14 protein-coding genes are annotated in these 14,746 nt (G+C 46.8%); 8 read left to right on the top strand and 6 right to left on the bottom strand.

The features are described from left to right. Nucleotides 1-3 precede the first annotated feature (3 nt). The 3 genes from NIT79A3_RS08495 to rluB all read left to right on the top strand — a co-directional run bounded on the left by NIT79A3_RS08495 (nt 4) and on the right by rluB (nt 7,022). Complete coding sequence (locus NIT79A3_RS08495) at nt 4-327, top strand: YbaB/EbfC family nucleoid-associated protein (protein ID WP_013965806.1); 324 nt, start codon at nt 4-6, stop codon at nt 325-327. A gap of 137 nt (nt 328-464) precedes the next feature. Beyond that, complete coding sequence (locus NIT79A3_RS08490) at nt 465-5,966, top strand: calcium-binding protein (RefSeq protein WP_013965805.1); 5,502 nt, start codon at nt 465-467, stop codon at nt 5,964-5,966. A gap of 216 nt (nt 5,967-6,182) precedes the next feature. Next, the gene (gene rluB, locus NIT79A3_RS08485; RefSeq protein WP_013965804.1) at nt 6,183-7,022 is read left to right on the top strand and encodes a 23S rRNA pseudouridine(2605) synthase RluB; all 840 of its coding nucleotides are present in this window, start codon (nt 6,183-6,185) and stop codon (nt 7,020-7,022) included. Nucleotides 7,023-7,212: 190 nt separating this feature from the next. On the opposite strand, the gene NIT79A3_RS08480 is transcribed toward rluB, so the two are convergent. The 4 genes from NIT79A3_RS08480 to prmB form a co-directional block, all read right to left on the bottom strand. Further along, nucleotides 7,213-7,899, bottom strand: a complete 687-nt coding sequence (locus NIT79A3_RS08480; RefSeq protein WP_013965803.1) for a hypothetical protein — start codon at nt 7,897-7,899, stop codon at nt 7,213-7,215. 30 nt (nt 7,900-7,929) lie between these two features. Continuing rightward, nucleotides 7,930-8,154, bottom strand: coding sequence for a hypothetical protein (locus NIT79A3_RS08475; RefSeq protein WP_013965802.1), 225 nt, complete (start codon nt 8,152-8,154; stop codon nt 7,930-7,932). Then, a complete protein-coding gene (locus NIT79A3_RS08470; RefSeq protein ID WP_041360261.1) occupies nt 8,151-8,393 on the bottom strand; it encodes a hypothetical protein in 243 nt (80 codons plus the stop codon). The genes NIT79A3_RS08475 and NIT79A3_RS08470 overlap by 4 nt, the downstream gene beginning before the upstream one ends. A 146-nt stretch (nt 8,394-8,539) precedes the next feature. After that, a complete protein-coding gene (prmB, locus tag NIT79A3_RS08465; protein WP_013965800.1) occupies nt 8,540-9,439 on the bottom strand; it encodes a 50S ribosomal protein L3 N(5)-glutamine methyltransferase in 900 nt (299 codons plus the stop codon). A 155-nt stretch (nt 9,440-9,594) separates the two neighbouring features. Here prmB and tadA point away from each other — a divergent pair, with 155 nt between their 5' ends. Together tadA and NIT79A3_RS08455 are read left to right on the top strand one after the other, a co-directional pair. Next, the gene (gene tadA, locus NIT79A3_RS08460; RefSeq protein ID WP_013965799.1) at nt 9,595-10,086 is read left to right on the top strand and encodes a tRNA adenosine(34) deaminase TadA; all 492 of its coding nucleotides are present in this window, start codon (nt 9,595-9,597) and stop codon (nt 10,084-10,086) included. Next, complete coding sequence (locus tag NIT79A3_RS08455; RefSeq protein WP_013965798.1) at nt 10,076-10,555, top strand: L,D-transpeptidase; 480 nt, start codon at nt 10,076-10,078, stop codon at nt 10,553-10,555. Before tadA ends, NIT79A3_RS08455 begins: the two co-directional genes overlap by 11 nt. Nucleotides 10,556-10,695: 140 nt before the next feature. On the opposite strand, the gene NIT79A3_RS08450 is transcribed toward NIT79A3_RS08455, so the two are convergent. Continuing rightward, nucleotides 10,696-11,013, bottom strand: coding sequence for a hypothetical protein (locus tag NIT79A3_RS08450; protein WP_013965797.1), 318 nt, complete (start codon nt 11,011-11,013; stop codon nt 10,696-10,698). A 458-nt stretch (nt 11,014-11,471) separates the two neighbouring features. Between NIT79A3_RS08450 and NIT79A3_RS08445 the strand changes: the two genes are divergently transcribed. The 3 genes from NIT79A3_RS08445 to fghA are packed head-to-tail and all read left to right on the top strand — an operon-like array spanning nt 11,472 to nt 13,923. Further along, a complete protein-coding gene (locus tag NIT79A3_RS08445; protein WP_013965796.1) occupies nt 11,472-11,972 on the top strand; it encodes a low molecular weight protein-tyrosine-phosphatase in 501 nt (166 codons plus the stop codon). Next, nucleotides 11,972-13,078, top strand: coding sequence for an S-(hydroxymethyl)glutathione dehydrogenase/class III alcohol dehydrogenase (locus tag NIT79A3_RS08440; RefSeq protein WP_013965795.1), 1,107 nt, complete (start codon nt 11,972-11,974; stop codon nt 13,076-13,078). The genes NIT79A3_RS08445 and NIT79A3_RS08440 overlap by 1 nt, the downstream gene beginning before the upstream one ends. 2 nt (nt 13,079-13,080) lie before the next feature. Further along, entirely contained in the window at nt 13,081-13,923 is an 843-nt protein-coding gene (gene fghA, locus NIT79A3_RS08435) for an S-formylglutathione hydrolase (RefSeq protein WP_013965794.1), read from the top strand. A 373-nt stretch (nt 13,924-14,296) separates the two neighbouring features. Here the strand turns inward: fghA and NIT79A3_RS08430 are convergent, their stop codons facing one another. Beyond that, nucleotides 14,297-14,584, bottom strand: a complete 288-nt coding sequence (locus NIT79A3_RS08430; RefSeq protein ID WP_013965793.1) for a hypothetical protein — start codon at nt 14,582-14,584, stop codon at nt 14,297-14,299. Nucleotides 14,585-14,746: the final 162 nt, after the last annotated feature.

The raw sequence follows: 14,746 nt of genomic DNA, 5'->3' as shown, positions 1-14,746 counted from the left end.
AAAATGAGAGGTAATCTGGGAAATATGATGAAGCAAGCGCAAATGGTGCAGGAAAACATGCGGCAAATGCAGGAAAAGCTTGCCACCATCGAAGTAGAAGGTCAATCGGGAGCGGGTATGGTTAAAGTCATCATGACCTGCCGCCATGATGTCAAAAGAGTCAGTATTGATGACAGCCTTGTGGGTGATGACAAGGAAATGCTGGAAGATCTCGTAGCAGCGGCTTTTAATGACGCTGTCCGGCGCGTGGAATCCACCACTCAGGAAAAAATGGCGGAACTTAGCAGCGGATTGGGTTTGCCGCCAGGCATTAAATTGCCTTTCTAAAGCAAATTATTAGCTATATACAATAATATGAGGTAATTTAGTTACTTTATTAGGGTAATTAATTTACCTATCCATTCGGTAGAATCAATTTATATACGTGGCATCATCGATGCTGCCTGAGTAAATTAGAGGAAACCATGGATGATAAACACCTGGAAGTGGTACGAACAGTTGAAGCGATGTTCAATGCAGCGCCGGGTGCACATTATTTAAATGAATTTGTTACTTTTATTAAAAATACCGGCAGCTCTGTTAAAGAACTGGCCAATATACTTGCTCAAACCGATGTTTTTAAACAATCGCGCTATTCAGACACGCTATCCAATCATGCGTTTGCCGATCGGTTTGTAGAAAATACAGCCGGAACCCTGGTCAATAAGGAAGATAAATCATGGGCTGCCTCGGAAATAGAAAAAATGCTGGATGCTGGCGAAAGCCGGGGAGAAGTCATACACTGGGCGGCAACAGCACTGGCATCGGTCAATTCATCCAATACGCACTGGGGTAACGGAGCCCAGCAATTCAATAACAAAGTCGAAGTAGCTGCCTACTATTCCATTGATCAGGGCGGATCAGCCACGAGTCTGGTTGTTTTACAGGAAGTAACCGCAAATGTAACCGCCAATATCGGCAGCGTTGCTTTAACTAAAACGGCTTTAAAATCAGGTGTAAGCGGAAAAATAATTGATGGCTATATCAAAGATGCCATCGTATTCGCAGATCTAAATGGCGATGGAATTCACAATGCCAATGAATCCAGCGCCACATCGGATGCACTGGGTAATTTCGTTTTGCCTGGGGTAACTGGTTTCGGTCAGTTGATCGTATCCGGAGGAATCGATATTTCCACCGGGAAAGCCTTTGCCGGAAGTATGACGGCACCGCCAGGTTCAACAGTCATTAATCCACTGACCACACTCATTGATAAGATCGCACAAAATAATGCCATTACAGTGGAAGATGCTACCGCAAAGGTATTGGCATCGCTGGGCTTACATCCAGGTGTTGATTTGCTTCATTTTGATCCCATTTATGAAACTAGCCGAACCGGCACCGATAAAGCTGCAACAGATATCGCTTTAGCCATTCATACTGCAGCGGTTAAGGTAAGTATCCTCATCAGTCAAACTGCTGCAGTATTGAATGGCGCAGGCATTTTAACGAATGAAGCTGCGGCTATTGATTTAACCTATGAAGCACTCGCTGCAGCGCTGGTGAGTAATACAGGCTTAGTTGATTTATCAGCCAGCAATACTATTGCACAAATCATTCAAGACACCACCGAATTGTCAGGTGCGAATAATTCCGTGTTATTCAAAATTGGCGCTTTGGCAACCGATGCTTCGCAGACTATTGCTAATTTAAACAAAGCAGTCGTTAATGCCTCTTCAAACAATCCTGACAAATCAAACATACTATCCACCATTGCCGCTGTTCAGATTGTGTCTGAAAACATTGAATCACTGATGAAATCCGGCGCCGCAACAGGAAGTGTCGAGACTACAGTGAGTCGTACAACCGGGTCCACTTTAACCAATGCAATCGCAACGGCAGGTGCCACGGTAGGTGATGTAACCGGTGACGGATTGCCTGATCCGCTGCTACTGCCTTCTCCTCCCGCTTCTGGCGGTGGCGGTGGTAGCGGCTCTACGTCTCCATCTACTGTCCAGTCTTACTTGGCGACGAATGCCACGGCATTTACCGGCACTTCGGCAAATGACATATTGTCAGTTTCTACTGCGGCGACATGGACTCCTCTCGTGATGACGTCGGTTATTCTGGATGGGGACGCAGGCACCAATACGCTAAGCATGCAAGATGGCTCCAGTATTGCAGCGGCGATCGTAATCAATTTTCCTAATTTAACCTTTGATGCAACGGGAGTGACCGGAACCAATGATGTAACCCTGTCGGCATCACAAAACCAGCTCTTTACTGGAACCATGACGGCGGCAGGTACTGGTGCGAATGGTGAAAAGATCACAATTGTCAGTGATGGTGCGATTACAACGCTAACCGATGTGGAAAATTACACTGTGGGCGATGATTCAACGAATGCCCGCACGATAACGGTTTCTAATGCGGGCACAAATGTTACAGCCGATTCGACAACCGATGCGAATACTTTCAACTTGGGTACGCTAACCTATACTGGCACCCTCACGGGCGATAATACCGTAGACGATATTCTCAGCTTGAGCACCGGCGCGGATGTCAGTGGCGGCACCATCACCAGTGTAGAAGCACTGACACTGGCATCGGGAGCAACGATCACACTTACTGCATCACAAAATCAGAGTTTCACCGGCGCCATCACGGCAGCAGGCAGCGGCACAGGCGGTGAAAAAATCACGATTGAAGGTGATGGCGCTGTGACGGCTTTGTCGAATATCGAATCCTATGAATTGGGCGATGACACCACCAATGCCCGCACGCTGACAACAGGCTCAGCCGCATTGAATTTGATTGCTAATAATGCTACCGACACCGTTACAATAAATGCGACGGCACTGGCGCAAAATACAGAACTCACCCTAGCCGCGACAAGCGCTTCGGCATTAGCAGTGAATAGCTTGGCAGGAAACATTGTTGCTTCTAATCTAACCGGGACACTGGCAATAACCACAGCCAACGCAGCCGATAACGGAATCAGCATTACCACAGGAACCGCAGCGGCATCAGTCAATGTGGCCGCCGGTGCGGCAACCGACACGGTCAGTATCGATGCAACCGCTCTGGTAAATAATACTGCGCTATCCATCACCTCAGGCGGAGCAGCCGCAGGTACCGTAAATATTACCGGCCTGACCGGGAATCTGACCGTTTCAAACCCAGCCAGTGGCACAATCGGTGTTACCGTGACGGATAACGCGGTTGACGATGGAATCGCCATCGCAGCTGGAGCAGCTAATTTAGCAATTTCGGGCGTAGCAGACGGCGATACCGTGACGGTAACGGGATTTACTGGAACAACATTGACTGGAGCAATTGCCAATACCACGGGAAAATTCAATATAACTACAGGTACTAGCACAAGCAGCATCACCACAGGTGCTGGTGACGATACTTTTACTTTTGTTGCTGGCACTGGTTTGACCACTGCAGACACGGTAAACGGAGGTACTGGAACGGATACGGTCGCACTGACGAGTAACACAGCGATCGCTGCAACTAACTTTAACAATGTCAGTAATATCGAAGCCATTACGATCGCCAATACAAATACGGCTGTTGCGATTACTACGCAAGATACTTTAGTCGCAGCGGGCGCTACTTTGACGCTATCGAATGCAGCCAATTCGGGTGTGCTGACATTTATTGGCAGTACAGAAACAAACGGTAAATTCAATATCACTGGCGGTACAGGCATTGACAGTATTACGGGCGGAGCTGGTGATGATACGTTTACCTTTGTCGCGGGTACCGGTTTGACCACGGATACAGTCAACGGCGGCACCGGCACGGATACGGTGACTTTGACCGGCACCACGGCCGTTACAGCGGCTCAGTTCAATAATGTCAGTAATATCGAAGTCATTTCACTGCCCAACATGGTCAATACGGCAGTAGCCATCACTACGGTCAATGCATTGGTGGCAGCAAGCGCCACGCTGACATTATCGAATGCGAGTAATGCGGGCATTTTGACATTTAATGGCGCTGCAGAAACAAACGGTACATTCAATATCACGGGTGGTACAGGTAATGACGTCATTACCGGTGGTTCGGGAAATGACACGATTGCCGGTGGCAACGGTAACGACAGCATAACCCCCGGTTTAGGTGATGATACACTTTCAGGCGATTCCGGCAATGACACTTTCACGTTTGCCGCTGTTTCTGGTTTAACCAGTGGAGATACTGTGGATGGCGGCACAGGAACGGATACGGTGGCGCTGACTGGCAATACCGCTTTTACCGCATCCACTGATTTCGATAGTATCAGCAACATTGAAACCATTACGCTGGGTAATACAACCACAGCTGCCACGATTACTACTAAGGATATCTTGGTTGCTGCGGGCGCCACTTTGACGTTATCTACTGCGACTACTGGCGGGCTAACCTTTAACGGCGCCGCAGAAACGGATGGCGATTTTAATATTACCAGCAGCGCCGCTGCTAATGACACAATTACCGGTGGTAATAACGCTGATAGCATTACTTGCGGCACCGGCACGGACGTCATAGCCGGTGGTGGCGGTGATGATACACTGTCATTTGCGGCAAGCACTGGGCTAACCACGGCAGATACAGTGGATGGCGGAACTGGGATTGACACAATTTCTCTAACCGGTACTACGGCGGTTACCGCGACCAATTTTGATAATGTCAGCAATATCGAAGTCATTTCACTCACGCATACCACTACAAATGTCGCGATTACCACCAAAGATATTTTGGTCGCAGCCGGAGCCGCCTTAACACTTCAAGCAACGACGCTGACTACTGGCATATTAACTTTTAATGGCAGCGCAGAGACAAATGGCACTTTCAATATTACAGGCGGCGGGGCAGCAGACGTTATCACGGGAGGAACAGGTAATGACATTATTGACGGTGGCGCGGGAAATAATGTCATCACAGCCGGTTTAGGTAACGATACGATTACTGGGGGTTCAGGTAGCGAGACTTTCACGTTTGCCGCCGCCACCGGTTTAACCAGTGCAGATAGTGTAGACGGAAGCTCGGGAACAGATACAGTCGCCTTAACTGGAAATACGGCATTTACCGCGTCAAATGACTTCGATAACATCAGAAATATTGAAACCATCACACTTGCCAATACCAATACCGCGGTCACTATCACTACGAAAGATATTCTGGTGGCATCCAGTTCAACTTTGACACTCACCAATGCCGCCAATTCCGGTGTGCTGACATTCATTGGCAGCGCAGAAACGGATGGCACCTTCACAATTAATGGCGGCACTGGCAATGACAGCATCACCGGAGGTGCCGGTAACGATACACTCGCTGGCGGCACAGGTGATGACACGCTCATCGGCGGTGCCGGAAATGACAGTATCACCAGTGGCGCCGGCAATGACAGCATCACGGGTGACGCCGGAGCAGATACGATTACTTTGGGTAGCAGTGCAAACGATAATACCCGTCAGACGGTGATTTACAGTTCCGTTTCGGATGGCGCCGCAGCCGGTGCAAATAGCGGCGCCGACGCAATAACTCAACTTGATGCCAATGCCAATGATGCCACGGATGACCTGTCACAGATTACCGGAACATTAAAAACACTGCTGGACGATGATAGCGATGGGATCTTGGATTATGCAACGAGTGACGGTTCTGATTTGGGTAATCAAGCCATCGCTGGCGGCACTGATCAGGAAGCAATTGTGTTATCCGATGCTGAAATAGAAATTGCGCTATCCGCATTTACCACATCCGGGTTGGCCAATTTGGTTGCCGAGCTGGGAGAAGAAATCGACTTCACCGGAATCGCAACGGGTGAAGAGTGTCTATTCGTCATCAATTTCTCTACCACTCAATCAGCAATCGTACTGTATGCCGCCGGATCCGGCGGTGATGATACGATTGTTGCTTCGGACATACAGGTCCTCGGTATCGTGACACATAATGATGGCACCGGCCTGACGGCAAGCAATCTGACATTCTAACAAGCATAAAAAAATCAAGTTCTAATCATGATGCTGCTCGCGTCTGCCATGCGAGCATTCATCGGCCGCATGAGCTGCTGCTAAATTTTTTGTGACATAGTGTTCGAGAACAGCTATCGATAAATGCATGATTGAACGCTAAATGGTTTAAAATCTCTCTTCTCACGTTTCACCAAATAGTTTTTTCGTCAGCACAATTCCCGGATTTAAGCATTCATGAAAGTAAACAGGCCAATCAGGCCAATAAAGAAAAAAGTATCCGTTGTAAACGTTGTAAAAACGGATGAGGCAGAACAAATATCAGCGCCTTCCAACGCACCGGCAACGCCCACCTTCAAGCTCCAAAAGCTTCTGGCACAAAAAGGATTGGGTTCGCGGCGGGAAATGGAAGAGTTAATTGCTTCCGGCGAAGTCAGTGTGAACGGCAAAACCGCTGTGGTAGGTGACCGGGTTGGCGCGCAAGATGTCGTGCGCATCGGCAAGCGCGTGATTCGTCTCAACCTGGAAGAAAGTCTGCCCAAAGTCCTGCTGTATCATAAACCGGAAGGCGAGATTGTCAGCCGGGATGATCCCGAGGGCCGCCCTTCGGTATTCGACAAACTGCCCCATCTTCGTTCTTCCAAATGGATTGCCATCGGACGTTTGGATTTTAACACCAGCGGATTGCTTATTTTCACCACCGACGGCACGCTGGCCAACCGGCTGATGCACCCGAGCTTTGAAGTGGAACGAGAATATGCCGTCCGGGTATTAGGAGAACTAACTCCCGAACAGATAACACAACTGACCACCGGTGTTATGTTAGCCGACGGGCAAGCAGCTTTTACTTATCTGTCCGAACAAGGTGGCGAAGGCATCAATCACTGGTATCGCGTCATCTTGAAAGAAGGCAAAAACCGCGAAGTGCGGCGCATGTTCGAAGCGATTGGATTGACGGTAAGCCGCCTGATGCGCGTGCGCTTCGGCCCGATTAATCTCCCGCCACGAATCAAACGCGGACAGTGGCTGGAATTGGATGAAAAAGAGATCCGGCGGTTGTTGAGTTTGATTGCGTGACCACCAGGAAACAATTATGCAGAACTGGTCGCACTGCAATAGAAAAATAAACTCAACACCGGTACTGATTTCAAGTTAGTGTGTAGGAAGTATTATCGTGGAGAGGCGCATCTGCGCTTCACTTTGTTCAGAACATCCTACGGCCCTGGCTCTTTTTGTCGTTTATTTACATCGCGGGAAATTATCTTAATTAATTGCGTTTGTTAGATTTCTCTTCAATGGGTTCTTCAACTGTCAACTTCCCTTGATCCTGCATAATGGCTAGAGGCTCAATGCGACGATAAAATGACATTAGTATTTTTAGCTCCATAAGATTGTTTCCGCCACTTCGTCTAGATAACTCTGACTGCATTGACTCTGGTATATTCATTTTTTCTATGAGCAGTTTCTTGGACCTTTTTACATACTCTAAGCGAGCCTCTTCCAATTCCAGCTCTTTAAGTTCTACCTCAAGCTTAGTCAACCTCCTCTCGGATAAACCTTTCTGAATGGTATTATAAGTTTCATGGATATCATCTATTGCATTTGTAACGGTAGCTACGATCCCCGCTAATAACCCAGCAACAACGAGAACTTCCTTTAACTTTATGTGCCCGGGTGATGCATATTGGATTTCTTTGATAGAAGGTTTTTGTTCAAGTGGGATCTTTGCATATAATTCATGATAGAAATTTACGGTACTAAACCCGCCTCTCCATGGGTACTTTGCATAAGCCCCTTGAAACCAGTCAATTATACGCTCATCTTTTGATTGGACCTCAAAACCAGACAGAGAGTACACAAAACTATAACATTGAACATAAAGCTTGGACAGGACAGCAAGATCATCCATATCCCATTCTTTATCGAGTTTTAAATTTGCAAACCCTATTTCCATAAGCTCCCCTTAAAATCTAACACAAATGTGTTATGCATGGGCGGAAAATACCCGTTCAATGACACTTTTCGGTAGCGATACGCGGCTGAAAGCTGTCGCTGGGTATAAATAATCTTCACCGGACTCGTCTATGACTCTTATCTGTCCATGTTTCTCGGCATCGGAATCAGTGAGCACCTCGTAGAGTTTGCGCATTTCCAGCGATACTTCATAGCCTCTGTTATCAACACATATGGCAAATTCGTGCTTGTTCATGATGGTATATCCATATAACGCTTAATTTTGAATTCACGCTTACCAATACCTGCGGCTTCATACCAATGAATTTCAGCTTCACGTATTGACCCATCTGGCAAACGCACTGTGGCATAGCCTTTACGCTTACGCCAATTACCAAGACCGTGAATCTTGCGAAGTCGATTTAATTCTCTGATACCGGAGCCGCGAGCAAATGTTTCAGGTTGTTTGATTTCGCCAATAATTTCAAAGTCCATGCAGGATTCTAGCATAACGAACTAGGACTACCTAGTTGTACAAAAGAATGCATCAGAAACGAATAAAATCTGATTATTCAATTAGGTAAGGAATATATACCTCAGCTCAAATCTTTTTGATATTTCTATGCAAATTTAGTTGTACTTTACCCATGCGGCAACTGCTCACGCTGCAACAGAAATACAAATTCATCCCCGGCGCTGGTTTCCAGCCAAGTAAAAGGTACTTTCGGATAAGCTTGTTCCAGTTCGGCACGGTTATGGCCGATTTCAACCACTAATATTCCGTCATCGGTTAAATGCCGGGCGGCTTGTTGCAGGATTTTCCGGGTTGCATCCAGACCATCGTCGCCGCTGGCCAGCGCTTTTTCCGGTTCATGCCGGTATTCCTGCGGCAATCGCTGCATCGATTCGGCGTTGACGTACGGCGGATTGCTGATGATCAGGTCGTAACGTTTTCCCGATAAAGCTGAAAACAGATTGGATTCAATCAATTCAATTCTTTGTTCCAATCCGTAATCCTGTACATTCTTATGCGCCACAGCCAGCGCTTGAGCGGAAATATCTGCGGCATCGATCTGCGCATTCTCAAAAGCATGCGCCATTAGAATCGCCAAACAACCCGATCCGGTACACAGATCCAGCGCATCCGTGACGTGATCGGGCTCGGTGACCCATGGCGCAAGCTGCGTCTGCAGCAATTCGGCAATGAAAGAGCGCGGTATAATCACGCGTTCATCGACATAAAAACTAAAATCACCCAACCAAGCCTCATGCGTGAGATAAGCAACGGGAATTCTGTCTGTGACACGGCGTTCGATCATTTCCAGCACCTGTTTGCGTTCGCTATCCGTCAGGCGCGCATCGAGGAAGGGCTCCAATTGATCGAGTGGTAAATAGAGGGTTTTCAGAATAAGATACGCCGCTTCATCGTAAGCAGTGGCGGAACCATGGCCAAAATGCAGACCGGCTTTATTAAACTGGCTGACGGCAAAACGTAAAAGATCACGGATAGTGTGAAGTTGCGAGTGGGCTTGAGCGATCATGTGTGATAGAAATTTTAGAAATCAAATGGGTTTATGCAGAATAAGCCGGAAAACAGCTTTCTATGCAGATGCGGGATTTACAATGAGTAGCAATGTAGCATAAAAACCGCGACGAGAAAGCACCGCTGAATAGTCGAATATTACTTAAAACCGCAATGACGTTGGAAACCGATACCGATAAACATTTTATGCAGGTTGCATTGGAACTCGCTCAGCAGGCGCAAGCTTCTGGCGAAGTGCCGGTTGGCGCCGTGGTGGTGCAAAATGGAATCATCGTGGGACGTGGCCATAATCGCCCCATTACTGCTGCCGATCCCACTGCACACGCTGAAATCATGGCAATGCGCGATGCAGGCAGCAATCTGGTCAATTATCGTTTGCAGGACTGCACGCTTTATGTCACATTGGAACCCTGTGTTATGTGTATCGGTGCAATTTTTCATGCCCGCATCCAACGTCTGGTTTATGCGGCAACGGACCCGAAAACCGGGGCGTGCGGCAGTGTGATTGACCTGCCAGCGGAAACACGGCTGAATCATCATTTGCAGGTAGAGGCTGGCGTTTTGGCACCCGAAGCCAGCGCATTACTGAAACAGTTTTTCGCACAGAGACGTAAAACAGCCGGGCGGAGCAATCATGAAAATTAATATTACTGTTGCAACCCAACAACTTGATCTGCTTGATGCGAATGGACAGCTCATCCGGCAATTCCGCATTTCATCCGCAAAAAACGGTACGGGCCAGGAAAATGGCAGTTTCTGCACGCCATTAGGAAAACATATCATTCGCGCCAAAATAGGCGCCGGTCAGCCGGTCAATACAGTTTTTATCAAGCGGCGGCCCACCGGTGAAATTTATACACCGGAACTGGCTCAGCAATATCCAAAACGTGACTGGATTCTGACACGCATCTTGTGGCTTTCTGGCTGTGAGCCGGGTTTTAATCGCTGGGGTTCGGTCGACACCATGCGACGCTATATTTACATCCATGGCACACCAGATAGCGTGGAAATGGGCAAACCCGGTTCAATCGGATGCATCCGGATGCGCAATAGCGATTTATTGGAATTGTTTGACTGGATCAGTGTTGGCACTCAGGTTGAAATCGTAGCATAGTAGGGTACGGGATAAAGTCGGCAGTCCATGCACTAGCAAAGTCGAAAGGTTTTCACTATCCGGAGAAATTCAAGTTAATCTGCTGTGATAACTGGAGGATAAAATGAATCCGTAATTCATCAACAAGTGGTTTTAAAACACTATATCAACATCTGACTATGGCTCTTGCTGTTGCGTGAAGTGGTTTCTAAGTTGCCATTTAATAACGGCTTTAATCCTGGAAATACTTTTTCATGTATTTCTTGTAATTTATATATCTCTTGCAGTACCTCCAAAGGGAATCCTTGTCTATTCTGGTCTTTTTCAACAACGAGCAACTTGTTGATGCACAAATAAAATTCTTTGTAACCCCAGTGTAATTTTATCGTTTCCACTACTCTTGGATAGCTTTTATCAAGAAGCGATTCCTTATCGCCTAAGAAAGCTTTAAACTCTTTAATTGAATTCTTTAGTGACATATATTTATTCCTTTAGATCAATTGATTAGTTAAATTATATTAATCATTGCTAACCTAGGAAAATTCTGACATTTTCAGTTAGTTATTTTCGAATTACGGATTATTTTTTATAAAATTCAATAAATCTGATACTACAATTAAGGAAGCTCTGATTAAATTGATTACATTCATGGTTCGACAACAAGCTCACCACAAACGTAATCAATATATTACCGTTCGTCCTGAGCCTGTCGAAGGACTTAATCAGAGCTTCCTTAACTATAAGGATCATTTTTTGCAGGAATGATCTGTGCTGTGTTTACAAGTGGAATAGGAAAAATAGACTAAAAGTATTTTATAAGAGTTAGTGCTGCTGAATTTCGTTTTAACCGGCGTCGTGTTAATCTTTACCCTGCACTATTCAAATTTTTCTGCTTGAACCTGCTACTTTCGAAATCCTATTACACTAATGATTTGCTATGAACGAAAATAAAAAGATAAAAGTATTATTTGTCTGCATGGGAAACATTTGCCGGTCGCCAACAGCCGATGCAGTTTTCCGGCATTTAGTCAAAGAAGCCGGTGTTGATCATATGATCGACGTGGATTCTGCTGGCACGCATGCATATCATATTGGCGATCCACCTGATCACCGTGCTCAGAACACAGCACTGCAGCGCGGCTACAAGATGCACGATTTGCGGGCTCGTGCAGTTCAACCAAACGATTTTGAGGAATTCGACTACATTCTTGCGATGGATAAGGAAAACCTTTCTTTACTGCAACAGCGCAGTCCTCAACAACATACCAACAAAATTCAATTATTCATGCAATACAGTACTCAAGCTGATGCGGATGTCGAGGTGCCCGATCCGTACTTTGGCGGGAATCAAGGCTTTGAACTGGTATTGGATATGGTTGAGGAAGCCAGTCAGGGTCTGCTGGCACATCTTCGCACTAATAAAAAGGAAATATTCTGATGAAAACAAGAGCCGCTGTTGCTTGGAAAGCCGGTCAACCGTTAACGATCGAAGAAGTTGATCTGGAAGGCCCGAAATCCGGCGAAGTATTGATAGAAATCAAAGCCACCGGCATTTGCCATACCGATTATTACACTCTCTCCGGTGCCGATCCGGAAGGTTTGTTCCCGGCTATTCTCGGTCATGAAGGCGCCGGTGTAGTGGTCGATGTCGGCCATAACGTCAAATCGTTGCGCAAAGGCGATCATGTCATTCCGCTCTACACACCGGAATGCCGCGAATGTAAATTCTGTCTTTCCAAAAAAACAAACCTGTGTCAGGCAATCCGCAGTACGCAAGGACGCGGTGTGATGCCGGACAGTACCTCGCGTTTTTCTCTGGATGGGAAACCGCTGTTCCATTACATGGGCACATCCACTTTCTCCAATTACACCGTTGTCCCTGAAATCGCACTGGCAAAAATTCGCGAGGATGCGCCTTTTGATAAGGTTTGTTATATCGGCTGCGGCGTGACGACAGGCATCGGCGCGGTGATTTATACCGCCAAGGTCGAGGCTGGCGCTAATGTCGCGGTTTTCGGTCTGGGCGGAATCGGGCTGAATGTAATTCAAGGCGCACGCATGGTCGGTGCCGACCAAATCATAGGCATCGACATCAACCCGCAGCGCGAAGCGATGGCACGCAAATTCGGCATGACGCATTTCATCAACCCTACTGCTGTGCCTAATATCGTCGATGCTGTCGTGCAACTGACCGATGGCGGTGCAGACTACAGTTTCGAGTGTATCGGTAATACCAAAATCATGCGCCAGGCTTTGGAATGTACGCATAAAGGCTGGGGACGCAGCATCATCATCGGCGTGGCGGAGGCTGGCGCTGAAATTAGTACGCGTCCTTTCCAGCTCGTTACCGGCCGCAAATGGGAAGGCTCCGCTTTTGGCGGCGCGCGTGGCCGCACCGATGTACCTAAAATTGTCGACTGGTATATGGAAGGAAAAATTGATATCGATTCGCTAATCACGCATACCTTGACGCTGGATAATATCAATGAAGGGTTTAATTTAATGAAAAGCGGCGAATCGATCCGCTCCGTAGTGATTTACTGATCGTGACGACACTGGAAACCCGCAGTCAACATTCGTGTTTTGACGGCATGCAAGGCTTTTACCAGCATCCATCCGCGGTTATCGGTTTGCCCATGCGGTTCTCGGTGTATCAGCCACCGCAAGCGAAGCATCAACGCGTTCCGGTACTGTTTTTCCTGTCCGGGCTGACCTGCACCGAAGAAACCTTCATGATCAAAGCCGGTGCGCAGCGCTATGCCGCTGAATATGGGCTGATGTTAGTATCCATGGATACCAGTCCGCGCCAGACCGGGATTCCAGGTGAAACCGATAGCTGGGATTTTGGTGCGGGTGCGGGGTTTTATCTGGATGCGACCGTTGAACCTTGGTCCAGCTACTATCGTATGGAAAGCTATATTACCCAGGAATTACGCGAAATCATTATCGAACATTTCCCTGCCGATAAAAATCGCATGGGTATTTTTGGTCATTCGATGGGCGGGCACGGCGCATTGACATTGGCATTGCGTCACCCCGGATTGTATCGCTCGGTTTCGGCATTTGCTCCTATTTCCGCACCGATGCAATGTCCCTGGGGGCAAAAAGCTTTCCGCAATTATTTGGGTGAAAATCAGGAAAACTGGCAGAAATACGATGCGACCGCACTGATTGCCGCAGGTCATCGCGTTCCGGAATTATTGATTGATCAGGGATTGAACGATCAATTTCTGGCCGAACAATTGCATCCGGATCGATTGGAAAATGCCTGCGCCGCAGCCGGACAGAAACTGACATTGCGTTACCACCAGGACTACGATCATAGCTATTATTTCATCAGCTCGTTTATCAATGATCATTTGAGACATCATCGAGAGCAGCTTGGGTAGTTTGCGTGTTTTACATTTCAAATGTTATGGGAAATATCGTGGATAAACATGATTCACGTCATTGATGAATCAGAAGAGATTATTTGTATCTGAAAACAGCTATTGCGATTTATTGGCGCTTTTCTTGACTCGCGACCTCGTATATTGACACTGTCTTACTTCGGACGTGGAACGATTGGTGCGGCGCTATTCATCTGGTATTGGGTAAGATGACGCGAAGAGTTCAAGCAGCGTGTTACGGATAAATGAAGCAGAATTTCGAAAGAACGAAGAAAGAAATCGAGCGTGGCATGCGGCCAGCTGGTAAAAAATTACGGTTATGATGGGCAATAAAAAACCCGCCGTAGCGGGTGCTTAGTATTTGAATGAAGTTTTAATCATGTTTAGATTGGTGGCTGGAGGTTTTCTTTTTTTCATCTCCATCAAAAGGCTTGTTATTTGTTGATGGATCAACAGGAGGACGCTTGCTTAAATTCCGGTTGTTAACACTTTGATCATTTGTGTCATGAGGAGATTTTGAGGTAGGTGCCGATAGGGAGTTATATTCGCTATTTTCTACGGGTTTCTGATTTTTTGTTGATGAATCCGAAAAAGCAGAATTGTTCGCTATCAAAAGAGCGGCGCTTGTGATCAACGATAAAAATAACTTTCCTAATTTCATGATATATCACTCCATTTATAAATTAATAAGTAATAATTATCTACACGATTTATTTATGATTCAGTTCGCTAACGCACTTAGATGGAGTAGCAATAAATAACCGCCTTGCGGGCGGTTAAGGAAGGGTTGTAGATATCAGCTAGAATATGTTCCACACGAATA

Origin of the sequence: Nitrosomonas sp. Is79A3, assembly GCF_000219585.1 — a bacterium.
GTDB lineage: Bacteria > Pseudomonadota > Gammaproteobacteria > Burkholderiales > Nitrosomonadaceae > Nitrosomonas.
This window is presented reverse-complemented; position numbering and strand designations above follow the sequence as displayed.

Excerpts from the sequence above, each read along its gene's own strand:
- NIT79A3_RS08455 (WP_013965798.1), top strand. The coding sequence starts at position 10,076 with ATGAAAATTAATATTACTGTTGCAACCCAACAACTTGATCTGCTTGAT.
- NIT79A3_RS08475 (WP_013965802.1), bottom strand. The coding sequence starts at position 8,154 with ATGAACAAGCACGAATTTGCCATATGTGTTGATAACAGAGGCTATGAA.
- NIT79A3_RS08450 (WP_013965797.1), bottom strand. The coding sequence starts at position 11,013 with ATGTCACTAAAGAATTCAATTAAAGAGTTTAAAGCTTTCTTAGGCGAT.
- NIT79A3_RS08480 (WP_013965803.1), bottom strand. The coding sequence starts at position 7,899 with ATGGAAATAGGGTTTGCAAATTTAAAACTCGATAAAGAATGGGATATG.
- NIT79A3_RS08445 (WP_013965796.1), top strand. The coding sequence starts at position 11,472 with ATGAACGAAAATAAAAAGATAAAAGTATTATTTGTCTGCATGGGAAAC.
- tadA (WP_013965799.1), top strand. The coding sequence starts at position 9,595 with ATGACGTTGGAAACCGATACCGATAAACATTTTATGCAGGTTGCATTG.
- NIT79A3_RS08440 (WP_013965795.1), top strand. The coding sequence starts at position 11,972 with ATGAAAACAAGAGCCGCTGTTGCTTGGAAAGCCGGTCAACCGTTAACG.
- rluB (WP_013965804.1), top strand. The coding sequence starts at position 6,183 with ATGAAAGTAAACAGGCCAATCAGGCCAATAAAGAAAAAAGTATCCGTT.
- prmB (WP_013965800.1), bottom strand. The coding sequence starts at position 9,439 with ATGATCGCTCAAGCCCACTCGCAACTTCACACTATCCGTGATCTTTTA.
- NIT79A3_RS08490 (WP_013965805.1), top strand. The coding sequence starts at position 465 with ATGGATGATAAACACCTGGAAGTGGTACGAACAGTTGAAGCGATGTTC.
- NIT79A3_RS08495 (WP_013965806.1), top strand. The coding sequence starts at position 4 with ATGAGAGGTAATCTGGGAAATATGATGAAGCAAGCGCAAATGGTGCAG.
- NIT79A3_RS08470 (WP_041360261.1), bottom strand. The coding sequence starts at position 8,393 with ATGGACTTTGAAATTATTGGCGAAATCAAACAACCTGAAACATTTGCT.
- NIT79A3_RS08430 (WP_013965793.1), bottom strand. The coding sequence starts at position 14,584 with ATGAAATTAGGAAAGTTATTTTTATCGTTGATCACAAGCGCCGCTCTT.